Consider the following 18,429-nt stretch of genomic DNA (forward strand, 5'->3'; position numbering starts at 1 on the left):
TCACACCGTTTCCTGATTATTTTGATGTTTGCTTTGCTGCAGACGCTGTTTTTCTTTTTCTACCTGCTGGGAGCGCCAAATATTATTCAATACGTGAACCATCGCCTTGGCGGAGGATTCCACGATGTCGGTCGCCAGACCCACGCCGTGGAAGCGGCGGCCGTTGTAGGACACCACGATATCAACCTGGCCCAGCGCGTCGCGGCCCTGGCCTTTGGCGGTCAGTTGATACTTCACTAATTCGATCGGATAGTCGGTAATACGATTGATGGCCTGATAAACCGCGTCGACCGGGCCGTTGCCGGTAGCTGCTTCGGCTTTTTCTTCATCGCCGCAGATCAGTTTCACCGAGGCGGTGGCCATAATGTTGGTGCCGGACTGCACGCTGAAATAGCCCAGGCTGTAATGCTCCGGCTCTTCCTGCTGCTTGTTAATGAAGGCTAAAGCCTCCAGATCGTAATCGAATACCTGGCCTTTCTTGTCGGCCAGTTTCAAGAACGCCGTGTACAGGGTGTCCAGATTGTAGTCCTGTTCCTTATAGCCCATCTCTTCCATGCGGTGTTTTACCGCAGCGCGGCCGGAACGGGAGGTCAGGTTCAACTGCACGTCTTTCAGACCTATGGTCTGCGGCGACATGATTTCGTAGTTTTCACGGTTCTTCAGCACGCCGTCCTGATGAATGCCGGAGGAGTGGGCGAAGGCATTGGAACCCACGATCGCTTTGTTGGCAGGAATCGGCATGTTGCACAGTTGGCTGACCAACTGGCTGGTGCGGAAGATTTCCTGGTGATTAATGTTGGTGTGCACGTTCATGATGTCCTGGCGCACTTTGATCGCCATGATCACTTCTTCCAGCGAGGTATTGCCGGCGCGTTCACCGATGCCGTTCAGCGTGCCTTCAACCTGACGAGCGCCTGCCTGTACGGCGGCGATGGAGTTACCGACCGCCATGCCCAGATCGTTGTGGCAGTGGACTGAAATAATGGCTTTATCAATGTTCGGTACGCGGTCATACAGGGTGGTGATGATGCCGCCGAACTGGTTCGGCGTGGTGTAGCCGACGGTGTCCGGGATATTGATGGTGGTGGCGCCGGCGTTGATGGCGGCTTCCACTACGCGGCACAGATTATCGATTGGCGTCCGGCCTGCGTCTTCGCAAGAGAACTCCACGTCGTCGGTGTAATTGCGGGCGCGCTTCACCGAGCGTACCGCCATCTCCAGCACTTCATCGAAAGAGCGCTTCAACTTGGATTCAATGTGCAGGGTCGATGTAGCCAGGAACACGTGAATACGGAAGGCTTCGGCAACGCGCAGCGCTTCGGCGGCGACGTCGATATCGTTATCTACGCAGCGGGCCAGGCCACATACGCGGCTGTTTTTGATCTGACGGGCGATGGTCTGCACCGATTCAAAATCACCCGGAGAGGAGACCGGGAAACCGACTTCCATTACGTCGACGCCCATTCTCTCCAGTGCCATGGCTATCTGAATCTTCTCTTTTACGCTCAGACTGGCTTGCAGCGCTTGTTCACCATCACGCAGCGTGGTATCGAAAATAATGACTTGTTGGCTCATCAGGGCGTTCCTTATCGTGTTTATTTCACGCTAAGCGGGTAAAAAAAAACCCGCGCACTAGCGCGGGTTTGTTATGAGTGAGGGACTGAATCAGCTCTGAACTCCGTCCACCAGCATACCGCGCAAAGAAGATGCGTTAAGTAGTAGGCTTAGTAGACGGTGAGTACGGATCATGAGGGTTCAGCTTCTCTTAAAATTGTGTCGTTCCTAATTTGATACGTTATTGGCCTGGCGATGTCAACATCTGATTGAATAGGGGACGAACCCCTTGTCAGGAAATTGGGTAAAAGTGGTCGCAGAGGATAATTCGGTAAAAATGAGTAGGGTTAGCGGAAACGAAGGGGAAGTTTTGCGCATTGCTTAGCATAAATTAATCGAATATATGCGGCGGCAATTGCTTCTGCATCTCATTGGGTTAAAATTTGTATTGAAGCGATAAAGATATCTGACAACTGGAGGACGAAGTGCATACCATTTTTTTTGTAAATGGTTTCATTTAAATACATATAATTTATCTATTGGTGGAAGGGCAAGATAACAAGATGGTGCCTTTTTGCATGAGCTAAACGTCTATTTTAGACGGTTGTGATATGTTTTTATCGCCTGGCTTATAATCGAAACTTTGCTGCTAAACAGTATTCATTATTTCATCTACCTATTTATTAGTACTGTATTGGCGCCGTTCTTCCCCGTAATGGTGGAAGTCTCTGGTACGCACCTCATATGCGGTTTTCGCCACGGCGGTATAGCAAGGGTTTCTGTCGTTTGATTGAAGGAATAACTGATCTTTTCTTGTGGGAATAAAACAATACGGTTTCACATTGTTTGTCTTGCACAGCGATAAGATTATCTACACAGGATTTAGTGGAGTGATATATGGCTGAATATGATTCAGAAGTTGCCATGGTTAAAGAGCCTGCGGACATTCATTTGCGCAGCGTCGATCTTAATTTGCTGACTGTTTTTGACGCCGTGATGCAAATGCAGAATATTACGCGAGCCGCTACTTCATTAGGGATGTCGCAACCGGCGGTGAGCAACGCGGTTGCGCGCCTGAAGGTAATGTTCAAAGATGAGCTGTTTGTGCGCAGCGGGCGGGGGATCCAGCCCACGATGCGGGCCAGACAGTTATTCGGGCCGGTACGTCAGGCGCTGCAATTGGTGCAAAATGAACTGCCTGGCTCAGAGTTCGAACCGCTTACCAGTACTCGGGCTTTCTCGCTATCCCTCTGCAGTCCGCTCGATTTACGGTTGGGAGCCAAGATAATCAACCACGTCAAACAGATAGCTCCACAGCTTAATTTGCAAGTTAAGTCATACATTAACAATAATATTGAGCATCAATTGCGTTATCAGGATGTTGAGTTCGTTATTGGCTACAGCCGATTTGAGTCGGCGGAGTTTCGCAGTTTGGCGTTGTTCGACGATGAGCTGGTGCTGGCAGTCGCGCAGGCGCACCCGAGAATAACTGCGGGTCTGACACCGGAGCAAGCTTTATCCGAGCAACATGCCGTGGTCTCGCTGGAAAGCTTTGGATCTTTCAGCAAGCCTTATTATATCGAAGAAACCATGCAGCGCGCAGTGACTCAGCAGTGCACCGATTTATATAGCGTGTTAAATATGGTATCCCAGACGGAAATGGTGGCTATTGCTCCGGCATGGCTGGTACGGCAACAGGCCACTTCATTGAAGATAAAAGCAGTGCCTTTATGTGCGCAAGACAATAAAGCGACATGTTATCTTTCCTGGCACGAATCGTCCGAACGCGATAAAGGGCATCAATGGATGAAATCCGTTCTGACTGAGGCGGGCAATCCAGAGTAAATCCATGGAATACTCTCCCTGAAGAAAGATACTATTTATATGAGTGGTTTTTTTCATGATAAAAAGCTAAGAACTATCTTGGTTTTTATTAAGATGTTTCTGGGTTTTTGGCGAGAAAATAACTTTTCCATAGCTGTTATGATTATTTTATGAAAAATAATCAACATGAATTTATATTCTGATTTTTTAATTTTTACTGGTGTTTTAAACTGATTTGAATGGACGGCCCGCAGGGGCCGCATTTTGTCCCCGACATAAAACCTTTTCAGCGCTGCTTTGTCCAACCGGAGGGTGTGGTGAAGTTAGTCTGCATTTTGGCTCACACTTCTACGCTGAAAACCCTTTTCCCGCTGCCTGAGAGTAGGTAGACTGCGCGAAAAAAAGTAAACACGTGTAAGCTGAGATTCAGGGCAAGAGGCTCTGTTCGAGGTTAACTGTTTGATTCATTTCAGGCTTAGAGCGCTATGATCAATAATCTGCTGCAATACCATCTGACTCATCGTATACAGCACCAAATTTCCCATCGTGCCGATCGCACAGCTTTTCGCCAATGGTCTCCTGATGGCGAGACACAGCTGACCTGGGGACAGGCCGACGTCCACATTAACCGCATCGCCAGCGCGCTGCTGGCGTTGGGGTCTGAAGTGCAGGAGCGCATCGCGATTTTTGCCAATAACTGCATGGCTTGGTCGCTGGCGGATTTGGCTATCCTGCAACTTCGGGCGGTGAGTGTACCCTTGTATGCCACCAACACGCCCGCCCAGGCAGCATTTATTATTAATGATGCGGATATTCGCATCCTGTTAGTCGGCGAGCAGGCGCAGTTGGATGCAGCCATTGCGCTGCGCGGCGTATGCCCGCAGTTGAACCATATCATCGTGTTCGATGACGCAGCCGATCTGCGTGGGTGCGATATTGCCCTGCATCTGAGCGCCTTTGAGCGCGGGGCCGATGTTGATGCCTTTGAACCTCAACGACGGGAGCGTATTGCAGAATGCGATCTGCGGGATCTGTTCACTCTGATCTACACTTCCGGCACCACCGGCGAGCCAAAAGGGGTGATGCTGGATTACCGTAATCTGGCTGCGCAGCTCTATCTGCACGATGAGCGGCTAACGGTGAACGAAGACGATGTCTCCCTCAGCTTCCTGCCGATATCACACGTATTTGAGCGCATCTGGAGCTTCTTCATCATGCACTCGGGCGCGCAGAACGTGTATCTGCCGAATACTGACTGGGTGCGTGAAGCCATGACGGCGGTACGGCCGACGTTGATGTGCGCGGTACCCCGCTTCTACGAAAAAATCTTTAGCGCGGTGCATGAAAAGGTCGCGCGTGCGCCCTGGCTGCGTCGCGCGCTGTTCCATTGGGCGATCGTCTGTGGTGAACGCAAGTTCCTGCAGGAGCGTGCCGGCAAGCCGCTGGGTAAGTTGTTCAACCTGTCTCACCGCTGGGCCGACAAGCTGGTCCTGAGCAAGCTGCGCGGCATTCTCGGCGGGAGGGTGCGTTTCTTGCCGGCTGCGGGCGCCAAACTTGACGACAATGTCATCCTGTTTTTCCAGGCGATGGGCGTCAATATCAAATATGGTTACGGCATGACCGAGACCTGCGCCACCGTCTCCTGCTGGGAAGAGGGTAATTTCCGCTTTGGCTCTATCGGCAAGCCGTTGCCGGGGGTTGAAGTGCGTATTGGCGAGGAAAACGAGATTCAGGTACGTGGCCCCGTCGTGATGCGTGGCTATTTCAATAAGCCGCTGGAAACCGCCGCTTCTTTTACCGGGGACGGCTGGCTGAAAACCGGTGACGCCGGCGCGATTGACGAGGCAGGTAACCTGTTCATTACCGAGCGACTGAAGGATTTGATGAAAACCTCCGGCGGCAAATATATTGCCCCGCAGATGCTCGAAGGCACGCTGGCTCAGGATCGTTTTATCGAGCAGGTGGCGATCATCGCCGATGCGCGTAAATTCGTATCGGCCCTGATCGTACCCAGCTTTGAGTCGCTGGAAGAGTATGCGAAATCCATCAACCTGAAATACCAGGATCGGCTTGAACTGCTGCGCAATAGCCACATTATAGAAATGTTCGAGAGCCGTCTGCGCGACATGCAAAAAGAGCTGGCGCGCTTTGAGCAGGTGAAAAAGTTTACCCTGCTGCCGGCGGCCTTTTCGATGGAGTTGGGTGAACTCACTCCAACGCTGAAGCTGCGCCGGAAGGTGATTCTACAGCGCTACCAGCATGAAATTGACTCGATGTACCAGGATCAGGTTTAAGGATGTCGCCGGGCAGTGCGGCCGGCTAAAAAAACAGCATAATTATTGCCTGATATAGTTCTGTAATTCCCTATCTGCTCGAAACAATGCCTAGCCCGATCCTCCAGCGGCTAGTGCATTGTTTTTGTAAACCCCCAATCCTCAGCCACATGGCAATAACCACTCTACTGTTAGGTCTTTTTGTCGTTTGCCTGCTCAATACTCTGACGTTATGTTAAGCAGTTATATACCCGTTGTATTTCAAGCTGCAGCGTTGTTGGCTGCTTTATAAGGCCCATCCGTGGACCTTGCCTCTGGGCCGCTGTGAGCTGCGTTCAGATCTGTTCCCGACAGATTTGTCGCTCGCCCCAGTGACTTGCGTAAGCGCCTGGGACTCCCGAACTGGCCGCCCGGCTGCAACTTGAAATCCATAGGGTATAATCAATCCACAAAAATTTTGGGGTATTACCCCACAACAGGCGCTACGTTCCGGCGCCAGACAAGAATAAGTAAGCCTGGAGGCAAACCCATGGAGATGTTGTCAGGAGCCGAGATGGTCGTCCGATCGTTGATCGATCAGGGCGTTAAGCATGTATTCGGATATCCGGGCGGGGCGGTACTCGATATCTACGACGCCCTGCATACGGTCGGAGGAATCGATCACATATTGGTGCGTCATGAGCAGGGTGCGGTGCATATGGCCGATGGCTATGCGCGCGCTACCGGTGAGGTCGGCGTGGTGCTGGTGACCTCCGGCCCCGGCGCGACCAATGCGATTACCGGCATTGCGACCGCCTATATGGACTCCATCCCGATGGTGGTGCTTTCCGGCCAGGTTCCAAGCTCGCTGATTGGTTATGATGCCTTCCAGGAGTGCGACATGGTCGGGATTTCTCGTCCGGTGGTGAAGCACAGTTTCCTGGTGAAGCGCACCGAGGATATCCCCGGCATCCTGAAAAAAGCCTTTTATCTGGCCTCAACCGGCCGTCCTGGCCCGGTCGTGATCGACCTGCCGAAAGATATCGTTGGCCCGGCGGTCAGAATGCCTTACGCCTATCCGCAGGAAGTGAGCATGCGCTCCTATAACCCAACGGTGCAGGGCCACCGCGGGCAGATAAAGCGCGCGCTGCAAACCATTTTGGCGGCTAAAAAACCGGTTATGTACGTTGGCGGCGGGGCGATCAACTCGGCCTGCGATGCAGAACTGCTGGAACTGGCGGAAAAGCTGAATCTGCCGGTGACCTGCACCCTGATGGGGCTGGGCGCCTTCCCCGGTACGCACCGGCAGAGCGTCGGCATGCTCGGCATGCACGGCACTTACGAAGCCAATAAAACCATGCACCATTCCGACGTGATTTTCGCCGTCGGCGTGCGTTTTGACGATCGCACGACCAACAACCTGGCAAAATACTGCCCGGATGCCACCGTACTGCATATCGATATTGATCCTACCTCGATCTCCAAGACGGTCGATGCCGATATTCCGATCGTGGGCGATGCCAAACAGGTGCTGACCCAGATGCTGGAACTGTTGGCGCAGGACGATAAGGCGCAGGACTTCGATGCGTTGCGCGACTGGTGGCAGTCCATTGAACAGTGGCGCGCGCGCGACTGTCTGGGCTATGACAAAAACAGCGGTACCATCAAACCACAGGCAGTGATCGAAACCCTGCATCGTTTGACCAAGGGGGATGCTTACGTCACCTCCGATGTGGGCCAGCACCAGATGTTCGCCGCGCTCTACTACCCGTTCGACAAGCCGCGCCGCTGGATCAACTCCGGTGGGCTGGGCACCATGGGCTTCGGCCTGCCGGCTGCGCTGGGCGTGAAGCTGGCGTTGCCTGATGAGACCGTGGTGTGCGTAACCGGCGATGGCAGTATCCAGATGAACATTCAGGAGCTTTCCACCGCGTTGCAATACAACCTGCCGGTGATAGTGGTGAACCTCAACAACCGCTATCTGGGCATGGTGAAGCAGTGGCAGGACATGATCTACTCCGGTCGCCATTCGCAGTCTTATATGGATTCCCTGCCTGATTTCGTCAAACTGGCGGAGGCTTACGGTCACGTAGGCATCGCCATTCGCACGCCGGATGAACTGGAAAGCAAACTGGCGCAGGCGTTGGCCGAGAAAGAACGACTGGTGTTTGTCGATGTCACCGTCGATGAGACCGAACATGTTTACCCAATGCAGATCCGCGGCGGAAGCATGGACGAAATGTGGTTAAGCAAAACGGAGAGGACCTGATCATGCGGCGTATTTTATCTGTATTGCTGGAAAACGAATCCGGTGCGTTGTCGCGTGTGGTGGGGCTGTTCTCCCAGCGTGGTTACAACATTGAAAGCCTGACGGTAGCGCCGACCGACGATCCCACGTTGTCGCGTATGACCATCCAAACCGTCGGCGATGAGAAAGTGCTGGAGCAGATCGAAAAGCAGCTGCATAAGCTGGTGGATGTGCTGCGCGTCAGCGAGCTGGTGCAGGGGGCGCATGTCGAGCGCGAGATCATGCTGGTGAAGTTGCAGGCCAGCGGTTATGGCCGTGAAGAGGTGAAACGCTGCGCCGATATTTTCCGTGGGCAGATTGTCGATGTTACGGCGACGCTTTACACCGTTCAGCTGGCCGGCACCAGCGACAAGCTGGATGCGTTTCTTAATGCAGTGCGCGAAGTGGCTGAAATTGTCGAGGTGGCGCGTTCCGGCGTCGTCGGCGTGTCGCGCGGCGATAAAATCATGCGCTGAAACGTGATATTGGCATAATCTGAGGGCGCGGCATGGCTGCGCCTTTTGTTTTTCGGTGTTTTTTGTCTGTTTGCTGGCACCTTTCGGCAAAAGCGGTTGCTCGGCAGTGTTTTCTGCTGTTAGATCGCAGAGGCTGGATTGAATAACCGCACGGGATGCGATGGTTAATCCGAGCATGGCTTTCACTTCTATTTTCAGCGTCATTAAGGGGTTAACGTGAAACTGGATGAAATCGCGCGTCTCGCTGGCGTTTCGCGCACCACGGCCAGTTATGTCATCAACGGCAAAGCGAAGCAGTATCGTGTCAGCGATAAAACCGTCGAAAAAGTGATGGCTGTGGTCAGGGAGCATAACTATCACCCGAATGCCGTCGCTGCAGGGTTGCGCGCCGGACGAACTCGCTCTATCGGCCTGGTGATACCGGATCTGGAAAACACCAGCTACACCCGCATCGCCAACTATCTGGAACGTCAGGCGCGTCAGCGCGGTTATCAGCTATTGATTGCCTGTTCGGAAGATCAGCCGGATAACGAAATGCGCTGTATTGAACACCTGTTGCAACGCCAGGTCGACGCCATTATCGTTTCCACCGCTTTGCCGCCGGAGCACCCGTTCTATCAGCGCTGGGCCAAGGATCCCTTACCGATAATCGCTCTCGACCGGGCGCTGGATCGCGAGCATTTCATCAGCGTGGTAGGGGCCGACCAAGAGGATTCCTTCGCGCTGGCGCAGGAGCTTCGCACTTTTCCGGCGGAGTCGGTGCTGTATCTGGGCGCGTTACCGGAGCTGTCCGTCAGTTTCCTGCGTGAGCAAGGATTCCGCCAGGCGTGGGAGGGCGACGAACGGCCTGTCGATTATCTGTATGCCAACAGCTATGAACGCGAGGCTGCCGGCGTACTGTTTGCGGAATGGTTGAAAACGCATCCGATGCCGCAGGCGTTGTTCACCACCTCTTTCTCTCTGTTGCAGGGGGTGATGGATGTGACGTTGAAACAGCGGGGTCGTTTACCGACCGATCTGGCGATCGCCACCTTCGGCGATCACGAGCTGCTGGACTTTCTTGAGTGCCCGGTGCTGGCGGTAGCGCAGCGCCACCGTGATGTGGCTGAACGGGTACTGGAACTGGTGCTGGCCAGTCTGGATGAGCCGCGCAAGCCTAAACCGGGCCTGACGCGTATTCGCCGCAATCTGTTCCGTCGCGGTAGTCTGAGCCGGAAATAAATAATACAGGCGGGGCGGCGACGCTGTTTCCTGCCTGTCTCCCCGCCTTATACGTAGCCGGTTACCCGGAACAGCTTTCTGCAGTATTCAAGAAAGTAGCCATATACCACGCCCATCGCCATCGAGACCACGGCATTTCCGGCCACCGCGGTCATAATTTGCTGTCCATCTGCGCCTACGCTCCACAATATGGCGGCGTACACTGGCGATTGAAAACTGACATACGCCAGCAAGTCGGCGAGGTTACGCAGCAACCATTGCCCGTGATGAGAGTGTTTCGCAAGGCGAATAAACAGGTCGCGGTAGCGTCCATAGGGCCAGGCGATCAGGATATTCACCGGGATCGACACCAGGCGGGAGGAGAGCGATTGCTGAAAATTCATGCCGGAAACCAGCATTTCTATCGCCATTCCTGCGATGAAACAGTACACCACCAGTGCAAAAGTATCGGCGGCGGCGCTGCGCCAATAAGCGACAGGCGAAAGCATGCTGTAATCTCCTTATGTGTTAGTTAATATTCTGTTAATTTATATGATTATGGTTGTTGATTCTTGATTTTTGCATTTTTTATAGTTTACTCCTCTGTCTTGGTTTTCTTGGGTGGTTGAATATTTTTATTTATTGCCCTTGGCCGGTTTTTATCCTGAGGAAGAGCGGTAGAATCTGGCGTGAAGGGATTAAAACGGGAGATTTTTTACTTTTATGATTTAAAACATGCAGTTACGATTATTTTCATTATAAAGTGCATTTTCACAGCAAAAATTGTGGGAATAAATGATGTAAGGAAATGAAACCATAATTGTAAACAGGTATTTTGAGAATAATCTTACCAAACTGATTTAAATCGAAAATAACTCGCCTCGTAATATCCGAGTAATTTATTTTTTCATCTGGCTTATCACTGACGCTTTAATTGAAGTAAAATAGCGCCCGACCTGAAGTGCAATAACCGTTGAGCGTTATTAACTCAATGGCTTATGCCGTATTTCGCCAACGACGGGAGTTAGCGGCGAGCCTTGACCGGTGCGGGTTACGGCGGGTTACGGCGGGTTACGGCGGGTTACAGGGTTGTGATTGCCGAGCTAAAAAATGAGACATCGATTGCAGAAGGAAGTAATGAGTTAATTAATCGCCAATTTGTCAGGTTTTTAATCACCCTCTTTCCGCTCAGAAAATTATCCCCGTTTATCATGATGTTAATTTTAACTCATCGAATAAATAGCGTTCCTTTCGCGAGTCAGCTCCCAAAATGACGGGAGAAATATTGCCAAAGCGCCGCCGCTCTGGCTTGACAAGGTTTTCATACCCTCCGTAAACTCCCTTATGTGGGAATTTGTGGTGTAAAGTGGTGAAAACGGTCATGAAGGGGTAGCTCAGGAATGTTCCGTGGGGCAACGATGGTTAATCTCGACAGCAAAGGGCGGCTTGCCGTACCCACCCGTTATCGGGATTTGCTGAACGAGCAATCGCAAGGCCAAATGGTCTGTACCATTGACCTCCATCAGTCCTGCCTGCTGCTTTACCCCTTGCCCGAATGGGAAGTTATTGAACAAAAATTATCCCGTCTGTCGAGTATGAATCCCGCAGAGCGCCGCGTTCAGCGCTTATTGTTGGGGCATGCCAGTGAGTGTCAGATGGACAGCGCCGGTCGGTTGTTGCTAGCTACTACGCTACGTCAACACGCCGGGCTTACAAAAGAAGTGATGCTGGTCGGGCAGTTCAACAAGTTTGAACTGTGGGATGAACAGACCTGGTATCAACAAGTCAAGGATGATATTGACGCAGAACAGTCGACTCAGGAACCGTTGTCTGAGCGGCTACAGGACTTGTCGCTATAAGCATGTTGGAAAACTATAAACACACCACCGTACTGTTGGATGAGGCGGTCAATGGCCTCAATATTCGCAGTAACGGCATATATATCGACGGTACTTTTGGTCGCGGTGGCCATTCTCGTCTGATTCTGTCCCAACTGGGGCCGGAAGGACGTTTGTTGGCAATTGACCGTGATCCACAGGCGATTGCAGCCGCCAAGTCTATTGAAGATCCTCGTTTTACCATCGTACACGGCCCATTTTCTGATTTGTCACACTATGTGCGGGAACGCGAATTGGTGGGGAAGATTGATGGCGTCTTACTCGATTTGGGCGTTTCTTCGCCGCAGTTGGATGACGCAGAACGCGGTTTCTCCTTCATGCGTGACGGTCCATTGGACATGCGCATGGACCCATCAAGCGGCCAGTCCGCCTCTGAATGGCTGTTGAAAGCGGAAGCGGACGACATTGCCTGGGTGCTGAAAACCTTCGGCGAGGAGCGTTTTGCCAAGCGCATTGCCCGTGCCATCGTGGAAAGAAACCGTGTCGAGCCGATGACGCGCACCAAAGAGCTGGCTGACCTGATCGCCAATGCCAGCCCGTTCCGGGAAAAACACAAGCATCCGGCAACGCGCAGTTTCCAGGCCATTCGTATTTATATCAACAGTGAGCTGGAAGAGATTGAGCGTGCGCTGGACGGCGCGCTGGAAGTGCTGGCCCCACAGGGTCGCCTGTCGATCATCAGTTTCCACTCGTTGGAAGATCGTATCGTCAAACGCTTTATGCGCCACCATAGCCGCGGTGCTCAGGTGCCGGCAGGTCTGCCGCTGACTGAAGAGCAGTTGCGTGGCATGGGCGGGCGTACGCTGAAAGCGCTGGGCAAGATGATGCCTTCGCAAGATGAAGTGGCGGAAAACCCACGCGCGCGCAGTTCAGTGCTGCGTATTGCCGAGAGGATGCCCGCGTGATTGGTAATGAACGCCACGGTTTGGTTGGGGTGATTGGCGGCGATCTGCTGCGTAACGCCAAGATCCCATTGATTTTACTGGTCGCTTCACTGATTTCTGCGATTTTTGTGGTGACTACCGCACACCGTACTCGCCTGCTGACCGCTGAACGCGAGCAGTTGGTGCTTGAGCGGGATGCTCTGGATATTGAATGGCGCAACCTGATTTTGGAGGAGAACGCCCTCGGCGACCACAGCCGGGTCGAGCGTATCGCCACCGAAAAGCTGCAGATGCAACATGTTGATCCATCGCAGGAAAATATCATCGTTAAACAATGAATAGTTTAACTTAAATCATGACACGGAGAAGAAAGGGAACGCATGAAAGCAGCACGCCCCGGTAAGTTGAAACGCCCGGAAAATCAGGCCAGCTTTGTAAGCTGGCGTTTTGCGTTGCTGTGCGGCTGTATTTTGCTGGCGCTGGTGGGATTGATGCTGCGCGTGGCCTATCTGCAGGTCATCAATCCGGACCGCCTGGTGAAAGAAGGCGACATGCGTTCGCTGCGTGTGCAGGAGGTACCGACCTCACGCGGCATGATCAGCGATCGCGCCGGCCGCCCATTGGCGGTGAGCGTACCGGTCAACGCCATCTGGGCGGATCCTAAAGAGCTGAACGAGCGTGGCGGCATTACGCTGGACAGCCGCTGGAAGGCGCTGTCCGACGCGCTGAATATCCCTCTGGATCAGCTTTCTACCCGTGTTAACGCCAACCCGAAAGGGCGCTTTGTTTACCTGGCGCGCCAGGTGAACCCGGCGGTAGGCGATTATATTCGCAAGCTGAAGCTACCGGGAATTTACCTGCGTCAGGAATCGCGCCGTTACTATCCGGCCGGCCAGGTCACCTCGCACATTATCGGCGTGACCAACATTGACGGCCAGGGCATAGAAGGCGTCGAGAAGAGCTTCGACCGCTGGCTGACCGGGCAACCGGGTGAACGAACCGTGCGTAAAGACCGCTATGGCCGGGTGATCGAGGATATCTCTTCGGTCGACAGTCAGGCGGCGCATAATCTGGTATTGAGCGTCGATGAGCGCCTGCAGGCGCTGGTGTATCGCGAACTGAACAACGCGGTGGCGTTCAACAAGGCTGAATCCGGCACGGCGGTGCTGATCGACGTGAACACCGGCGAAGTGCTGGCGATGGCCAACAGCCCGTCCTACAACCCGAATAATATGGCCGGTACGCCGAAAGACACCATGCGTAACCGCGCTATTACCGATATTTTTGAGCCTGGCTCCACTGTGAAACCGATGGTGGTGATGACCGCGTTACATAACGGTGTGGTAAAAGAAAACAGCGTGCTGAACACCATTCCTTTCCGCATTCAGGGCCACGAAATTAAAGACGTGGCGCGTTATGCGGAGCTGTCGGTTACCGGGATCTTGCAGAAGTCGAGTAACGTTGGCGTTACCAAGCTGGCGTTAGCGATGCCGTCCTCGGCGTTAGTAGATACTTACTCTCGTTTTGGACTGGGAAAAGCGACCAATTTGGGGCTGGTCGGAGAAAGCAGTGGCATATACCCAAAAAAACAACGGTGGTCTGACATAGAGAGGGCCACCTTCTCTTTCGGCTACGGGCTAATGGTAACTCCGTTACAGTTGGCGCGAGTCTACGCAACGATCGGCAGCCTGGGCGTGTATCGCCCATTGTCGATCACCAAGGTTGACCCTCCGGTTGCCGGCGAACGCATTTTCCCTGAACCTCTGGTGCGCACCGTGGTGCACATGATGGAAAGCGTGGCCCTGCCGGGCGGCGGCGGTGTGAAAGCCGCCATCAAGGGTTACCGCATCGCTATTAAAACCGGTACCGCCAAAAAGGTCGGTCCGGATGGCAAATACGTCAACCGATATCTCGCTTATACCGCCGGCGTCGCGCCAGCCAGTAATCCCCGTTTTGCTCTGGTGGTGGTGATTAACGATCCTCAGGGTGGGAAGTACTATGGCGGTGCAATTTCCGCACCGGTATTCGGCGCCATCATGGGCGGCGTATTGCGCACCATGAACATCGAACCGGACGCGTTGCCCACCGCTGATAAAAGCGAATTAGTGATTAATAAAAAAGAGGGTTCAGGTGGCAGATCGTAATTTGCGCGATTTACTCGCTCCATGGGTGCCGACGGCGCCCGGGCGCGCGCTGCGGGAAATGACATTAGACAGCCGTATTGCGGCTGCCGGGGATCTGTTTGTCGCCGTTGTTGGCCATCAGACAGATGGACGCCGCTATATTCCGCAGGCCATTGCGCAGGGTGTTGCAGCCGTGATTGCCGAAGCTGAAGGTCAGGCAGAAGACGGCGCAATCACGGAAATGCACGGTGTGCCGGTAATTTATCTGAGCCAGCTTAACCAGCGCCTTTCCGCACTGGCCGGGCGTTTTTACCATCAACCGGCAGAGCGCCTGCGTCTGGTTGGCGTGACCGGAACCAACGGTAAAACCACCACTACGCAACTGCTAGCGCAGTGGAGCCAACTGTTGGGTGAAACCGGCGCAGTGATGGGCACCGTCGGTAACGGTCTGCTGGGCCAGGTGTGCCCGACGGAGAATACCACCGGTTCTGCGGTGGATGTTCAACACGTATTAAACGAGCTGGTCGATCGGGGCGCAACTTTTGCCGCGATGGAAGTCTCTTCTCACGGGTTGGTGCAAAACCGCGTGGCGGCGCTGCCGTTTGCCGCCGCGGTGTTCACCAACCTGAGCCGCGATCACCTGGATTACCACGGTGATATGGCCAATTACGAAGCGGCCAAATGGTCGTTGTTTGCCGGCCACGAAGTGGGGCAGGCGATCATCAACGCCGATGACGAAGTGGGCCAGCGCTGGCTGAGCAAATTGCCGGATGCGGTGGCGGTCACCATGCAGGATAACCTGCAACTGGGTTGCCATGGCCGCTGGTTGAAAACCACTGCGGTCAGTTATCACGATAATGGCGCCACTGTTCGCTTCAGCTCAAGCTGGGGCGACGGCGAAATTGAGAGCCGCCTGATGGGTGCTTTCAACGTCAGCAACCTGTTGCTGGCACTGGCGACGCTGCTGTCACTGGGCTATCCGCTGGACAAACTGGTGGAAACCGGCAATCAGCTGCAGCCGGTATGCGGCCGTATGGAAGTATTCAACGCGCCAGGCAAACCGACGGTCGTGGTGGATTATGCCCACACCCCGGACGCGCTGGAGAAGGCGCTGGAAGCTGCGCGCCTGCACTGCCAAGGGCAGCTGTGGTGCGTGTTCGGTTGCGGCGGCGATCGTGACAAAGGCAAGCGCCCGCTGATGGGTGGCATCGCCGAGCAGTTCGCCGATCGCGTAGTGGTGACCGATGACAACCCGCGTACCGAAGAGCCGCAGGCGATCATTGCCGATATCCTGACCGGTCTGCTGGATGCCGGGCGTGCTCTGGTGATCCACGGCCGTGCCGAAGCGGTGACCAGCGCGATTATGCAAGCCAAAGAACAAGATGTGGTGCTGGTGGCGGGTAAAGGCCACGAGGACTACCAACTGGTGGGGAACCGCCGTCTGGATTACTCCGATCGCACCACCGTTGCGCGTCTGCTGGGGGTAATAGCATGATTCCTGTCTCCCTTCAGGCACTGGCCGATGTATTGAGCGCTGAGTTGATCGGCGCCGATTGCCAAATCATTGAGGTGACGACAGATACCCGCCAGGTAACCGCAGGTTGCCTGTTTGTGGCGCTGAAGGGCGAGCGTTTTGATGCGCATGCCTTCGCTGCCGATGCTGTAGCCGCAGGCGCTGGGGCGCTGCTGGTGAGTAAGCGCTTATTGGTGGACGTACCGCAACTGGTGGTGAAAGACACGCGTTTGGCGCTGGGGCAACTGGCTGCCTGGGTGCGCCAGCAAGTGCCGGCCCGCGTTGTGGCGTTAACCGGTTCATCGGGCAAGACCTCGGTGAAAGAAATGGTTGCCGCTATTTTGCGTGAATGCGGTGAAGTGCTGTATACCGCCGGCAACTTCAACAACGATATCGGCGTGCCGCTGACGCTACTGCGTTTGCAACCGCAGCATGATTTTGCCGTGATTGAGCTGGGCGCCAACCATATTGGCGAGATTGCCTATACCACCGCATTGACGCGGCCACAGACCGCTCTGGTGAATAACCTGGCGGCTGCTCACCTGGAAGGTTTTGGCTCTTTGGCCGGCGTCGCCCAGGCGAAAGGTGAAATTTTTACCGGCTTGCCGGCTGACGGCGTGGCAATCATCAACGCCGACAATAACGACTGGCCGCACTGGCAGAGCATGCTGAACGGTAAAACCGTCTGGCGCTTCTCGCCGCAGGCGGCGGAAGGCGTGGATTTTTTCGCCAGCGACGTGCTGGTGAGCGCCAAAGGTACGCAATTTACGTTGCACAGCCCATTCGGCACCGCGGTGGTAACGCTGCCGTTGCCGGGCCGCCATAACGTGGCCAATGCGCTGGCTGCAGCGGCGCTGGCCATGTCGGTCGGTGCCTCGCTCGAAGCCGTGCGCCAAGGGTTGAAACAGTTGCAGGGGGTGCCGGGGCGGTTGTTCCCGATTGCGTTTACCGAAAATAAACTGCTGCTCGATGACAGCTATAACGCCAACGTCGGCTCGATGACCGCCGCTGCGCAGGTACTGGCAGAGATGCCGGGCTACCGCGTAATGGTGGTTGGCGATATGGCTGAGCTGGGGGCGGATGCCGAAGAATGTCACCGTCAGGTGGGCGAAGCCGCCAGGTTGGCCGGCGTCGATAAAGTGATAGGTATCGGTCCGTTAAGCCAGGCGCTGTGTGCGGCTTCCGGTAACGGCGAACATTTTCAGGACAAGGCAGCAGTGATCGCGCGCGTGGCGGAGTTACTGTCGGAACATGCGGTAATTACCGTGTTAATCAAGGGTTCACGTAGTGCCGCAATGGAGCAGGTAGTACGCGCGTTACAGGAGAAAGCACCATGTTAGTTTGGCTGGCCGAGCATTTGGTCAAATATTATTCCGGCTTCAACGTCTTCTCCTATCTGACGTTCAGGGCCATTGTCAGCCTGCTGACCGCGCTGTTTCTCTCCTTATGGATGGGCCCGCGCGTGATTAAACGCCTGCAGGAGATGTCCTTCGGTCAGGTCGTGCGTAACGATGGCCCGGAGTCGCATTTCAGCAAACGCGGCACGCCGACCATGGGCGGCATCATGATACTGACCTCCATCACCATTTCGGTGCTGATGTGGGCTTACCCGTCCAACCCGTACGTGTGGGGCGTGTTGTTCGTGCTGGTGGGCTACGGCATCGTCGGCTTTGTCGATGACTACCGCAAAGTGGTGCGTAAAGATACCAAGGGGCTGATTGCCCGCTGGAAATATTTCTGGCAGTCGGTGATTGCGCTGATTTTCGCCTTTGCCATGTATGCCGTAGGAAAAGACACGCCAGCCACCGAGCTGGTTGTGCCGTTCTTTAAGGACATCATGCCGCAGCTCGGCCTGTTGTACGTGTTGTTGGCGTACTTTGTGGTGGTCGGTACCAGCAACGCGGTCAACCTGACTGACGGGCTGGATGGTCTGGCGATCATGCCAACGGTGTTCGTGGCTGCGGGCTTTGCGCTGGTGGCTTGGGCGACCGGTAACATGAATTTCGCCAACTACCTGCACATTCCTTATCTGCGTCATGCGGGTGAGCTGGTGATCGTCTGTACTGCCATCGTCGGCGCCGGCCTGGGCTTTTTATGGTTCAACACCTACCCGGCACAGGTCTTTATGGGTGATGTTGGCTCACTGGCGCTGGGTGGCGCGCTGGGCACTATCGCGGTACTGCTCCGCCAAGAGTTCCTGTTATTGATTATGGGCGGCGTGTTCGTGGTTGAAACGCTGTCGGTGATCCTGCAAGTGGGATCGTTCAAGCTGCGTGGGCAACGTATTTTCCGCATGGCGCCGATCCACCACCATTATGAATTGAAGGGCTGGCCGGAACCGCGCGTGATCGTGCGCTTCTGGATTATTTCGCTGATGCTGGTGCTGATTGGCCTGGCGACGCTGAAGGTACGGTAATT

Annotated in this window: 14 protein-coding genes; 12 read left to right on the top strand and 2 right to left on the bottom strand. The window is 54.4% G+C overall.

What is annotated here, in order from left to right; translation table 11 throughout:
* Nucleotides 1-1,575 (bottom strand): 2-isopropylmalate synthase, encoded by a 1,575-nt coding sequence (gene leuA / locus JEM67_RS04265; protein WP_199638250.1) that lies wholly within the window; start codon nucleotides 1,573-1,575, stop codon nucleotides 1-3.
* 876 nt (nucleotides 1,576-2,451) lie between these two features.
* On the opposite strand from leuA, the gene leuO reads away from it, so the two are divergent.
* From leuO to cra, 5 genes are all read left to right on the top strand, one after another.
* Complete coding sequence (leuO, locus tag JEM67_RS04270) at nucleotides 2,452-3,399, top strand: transcriptional regulator LeuO (RefSeq protein WP_199638252.1); 948 nt, start codon at nucleotides 2,452-2,454, stop codon at nucleotides 3,397-3,399.
* Nucleotides 3,400-3,863: 464 nt separating this feature from the next.
* A complete protein-coding gene (locus JEM67_RS04275; RefSeq protein WP_199638254.1) occupies nucleotides 3,864-5,672 on the top strand; it encodes an AMP-dependent synthetase/ligase in 1,809 nt (602 codons plus the stop codon).
* A gap of 508 nt (nucleotides 5,673-6,180) precedes the next feature.
* Nucleotides 6,181-7,899 carry an acetolactate synthase 3 large subunit gene (gene ilvI, locus JEM67_RS04280; RefSeq protein ID WP_004950120.1) on the top strand — a complete coding sequence of 573 codons (1,719 nt, stop codon included), beginning with the start codon at nucleotides 6,181-6,183 and terminating at the stop codon, nucleotides 7,897-7,899.
* 2 nt (nucleotides 7,900-7,901) lie between these two features.
* Nucleotides 7,902-8,393, top strand: coding sequence for an acetolactate synthase small subunit (gene ilvN, locus JEM67_RS04285; RefSeq protein WP_004950121.1), 492 nt, complete (start codon nucleotides 7,902-7,904; stop codon nucleotides 8,391-8,393).
* A gap of 216 nt (nucleotides 8,394-8,609) precedes the next feature.
* Nucleotides 8,610-9,614 carry a catabolite repressor/activator gene (cra, locus tag JEM67_RS04290; RefSeq protein WP_004950124.1) on the top strand — a complete coding sequence of 335 codons (1,005 nt, stop codon included), beginning with the start codon at nucleotides 8,610-8,612 and terminating at the stop codon, nucleotides 9,612-9,614.
* 47 nt (nucleotides 9,615-9,661) lie between these two features.
* On the opposite strand, the gene JEM67_RS04295 is transcribed toward cra, so the two are convergent.
* Nucleotides 9,662-10,102 carry an L-alanine exporter AlaE gene (locus JEM67_RS04295; RefSeq protein ID WP_199638256.1) on the bottom strand — a complete coding sequence of 147 codons (441 nt, stop codon included), beginning with the start codon at nucleotides 10,100-10,102 and terminating at the stop codon, nucleotides 9,662-9,664.
* A gap of 891 nt (nucleotides 10,103-10,993) precedes the next feature.
* Here JEM67_RS04295 and mraZ point away from each other — a divergent pair.
* The 7 genes from mraZ to mraY are packed head-to-tail and all read left to right on the top strand — an operon-like array spanning nucleotide 10,994 to nucleotide 18,427.
* Entirely contained in the window at nucleotides 10,994-11,452 is a 459-nt protein-coding gene (mraZ, locus tag JEM67_RS04300; protein WP_199638258.1) for a division/cell wall cluster transcriptional repressor MraZ, read from the top strand.
* 2 nt (nucleotides 11,453-11,454) lie between these two features.
* Nucleotides 11,455-12,396, top strand: coding sequence for a 16S rRNA (cytosine(1402)-N(4))-methyltransferase RsmH (gene rsmH / locus JEM67_RS04305; RefSeq protein WP_199638260.1), 942 nt, complete (start codon nucleotides 11,455-11,457; stop codon nucleotides 12,394-12,396).
* Complete coding sequence (gene ftsL / locus JEM67_RS04310; protein WP_004950132.1) at nucleotides 12,393-12,713, top strand: cell division protein FtsL; 321 nt, start codon at nucleotides 12,393-12,395, stop codon at nucleotides 12,711-12,713. The genes rsmH and ftsL overlap by 4 nt, the downstream gene beginning before the upstream one ends.
* Nucleotides 12,714-12,755: 42 nt before the next feature.
* Nucleotides 12,756-14,519: a peptidoglycan glycosyltransferase FtsI gene (locus JEM67_RS04315; protein ID WP_013811490.1), complete on the top strand. Its 1,764-nt coding sequence runs from the start codon at nucleotides 12,756-12,758 to the stop codon at nucleotides 14,517-14,519.
* Nucleotides 14,506-15,993: a UDP-N-acetylmuramoyl-L-alanyl-D-glutamate--2,6-diaminopimelate ligase gene (gene murE / locus JEM67_RS04320; protein WP_006323584.1), complete on the top strand. Its 1,488-nt coding sequence runs from the start codon at nucleotides 14,506-14,508 to the stop codon at nucleotides 15,991-15,993. The genes JEM67_RS04315 and murE overlap by 14 nt, the downstream gene beginning before the upstream one ends.
* The gene (murF, locus tag JEM67_RS04325; RefSeq protein WP_199638262.1) at nucleotides 15,990-17,351 is read left to right on the top strand and encodes a UDP-N-acetylmuramoyl-tripeptide--D-alanyl-D-alanine ligase; all 1,362 of its coding nucleotides are present in this window, start codon (nucleotides 15,990-15,992) and stop codon (nucleotides 17,349-17,351) included. Before murE ends, murF begins: the two co-directional genes overlap by 4 nt.
* Nucleotides 17,345-18,427, top strand: a complete 1,083-nt coding sequence (mraY, locus tag JEM67_RS04330) for a phospho-N-acetylmuramoyl-pentapeptide-transferase (RefSeq protein WP_004950137.1) — start codon at nucleotides 17,345-17,347, stop codon at nucleotides 18,425-18,427. Before murF ends, mraY begins: the two co-directional genes overlap by 7 nt.
* Nucleotides 18,428-18,429 lie beyond the last annotated feature (2 nt).

Origin of the sequence: Serratia sp. PAMC26656 (assembly GCF_016469055.2) — a bacterium.
Taxonomy (GTDB): Bacteria; Pseudomonadota; Gammaproteobacteria; order Enterobacterales; family Enterobacteriaceae; genus Serratia; species Serratia plymuthica.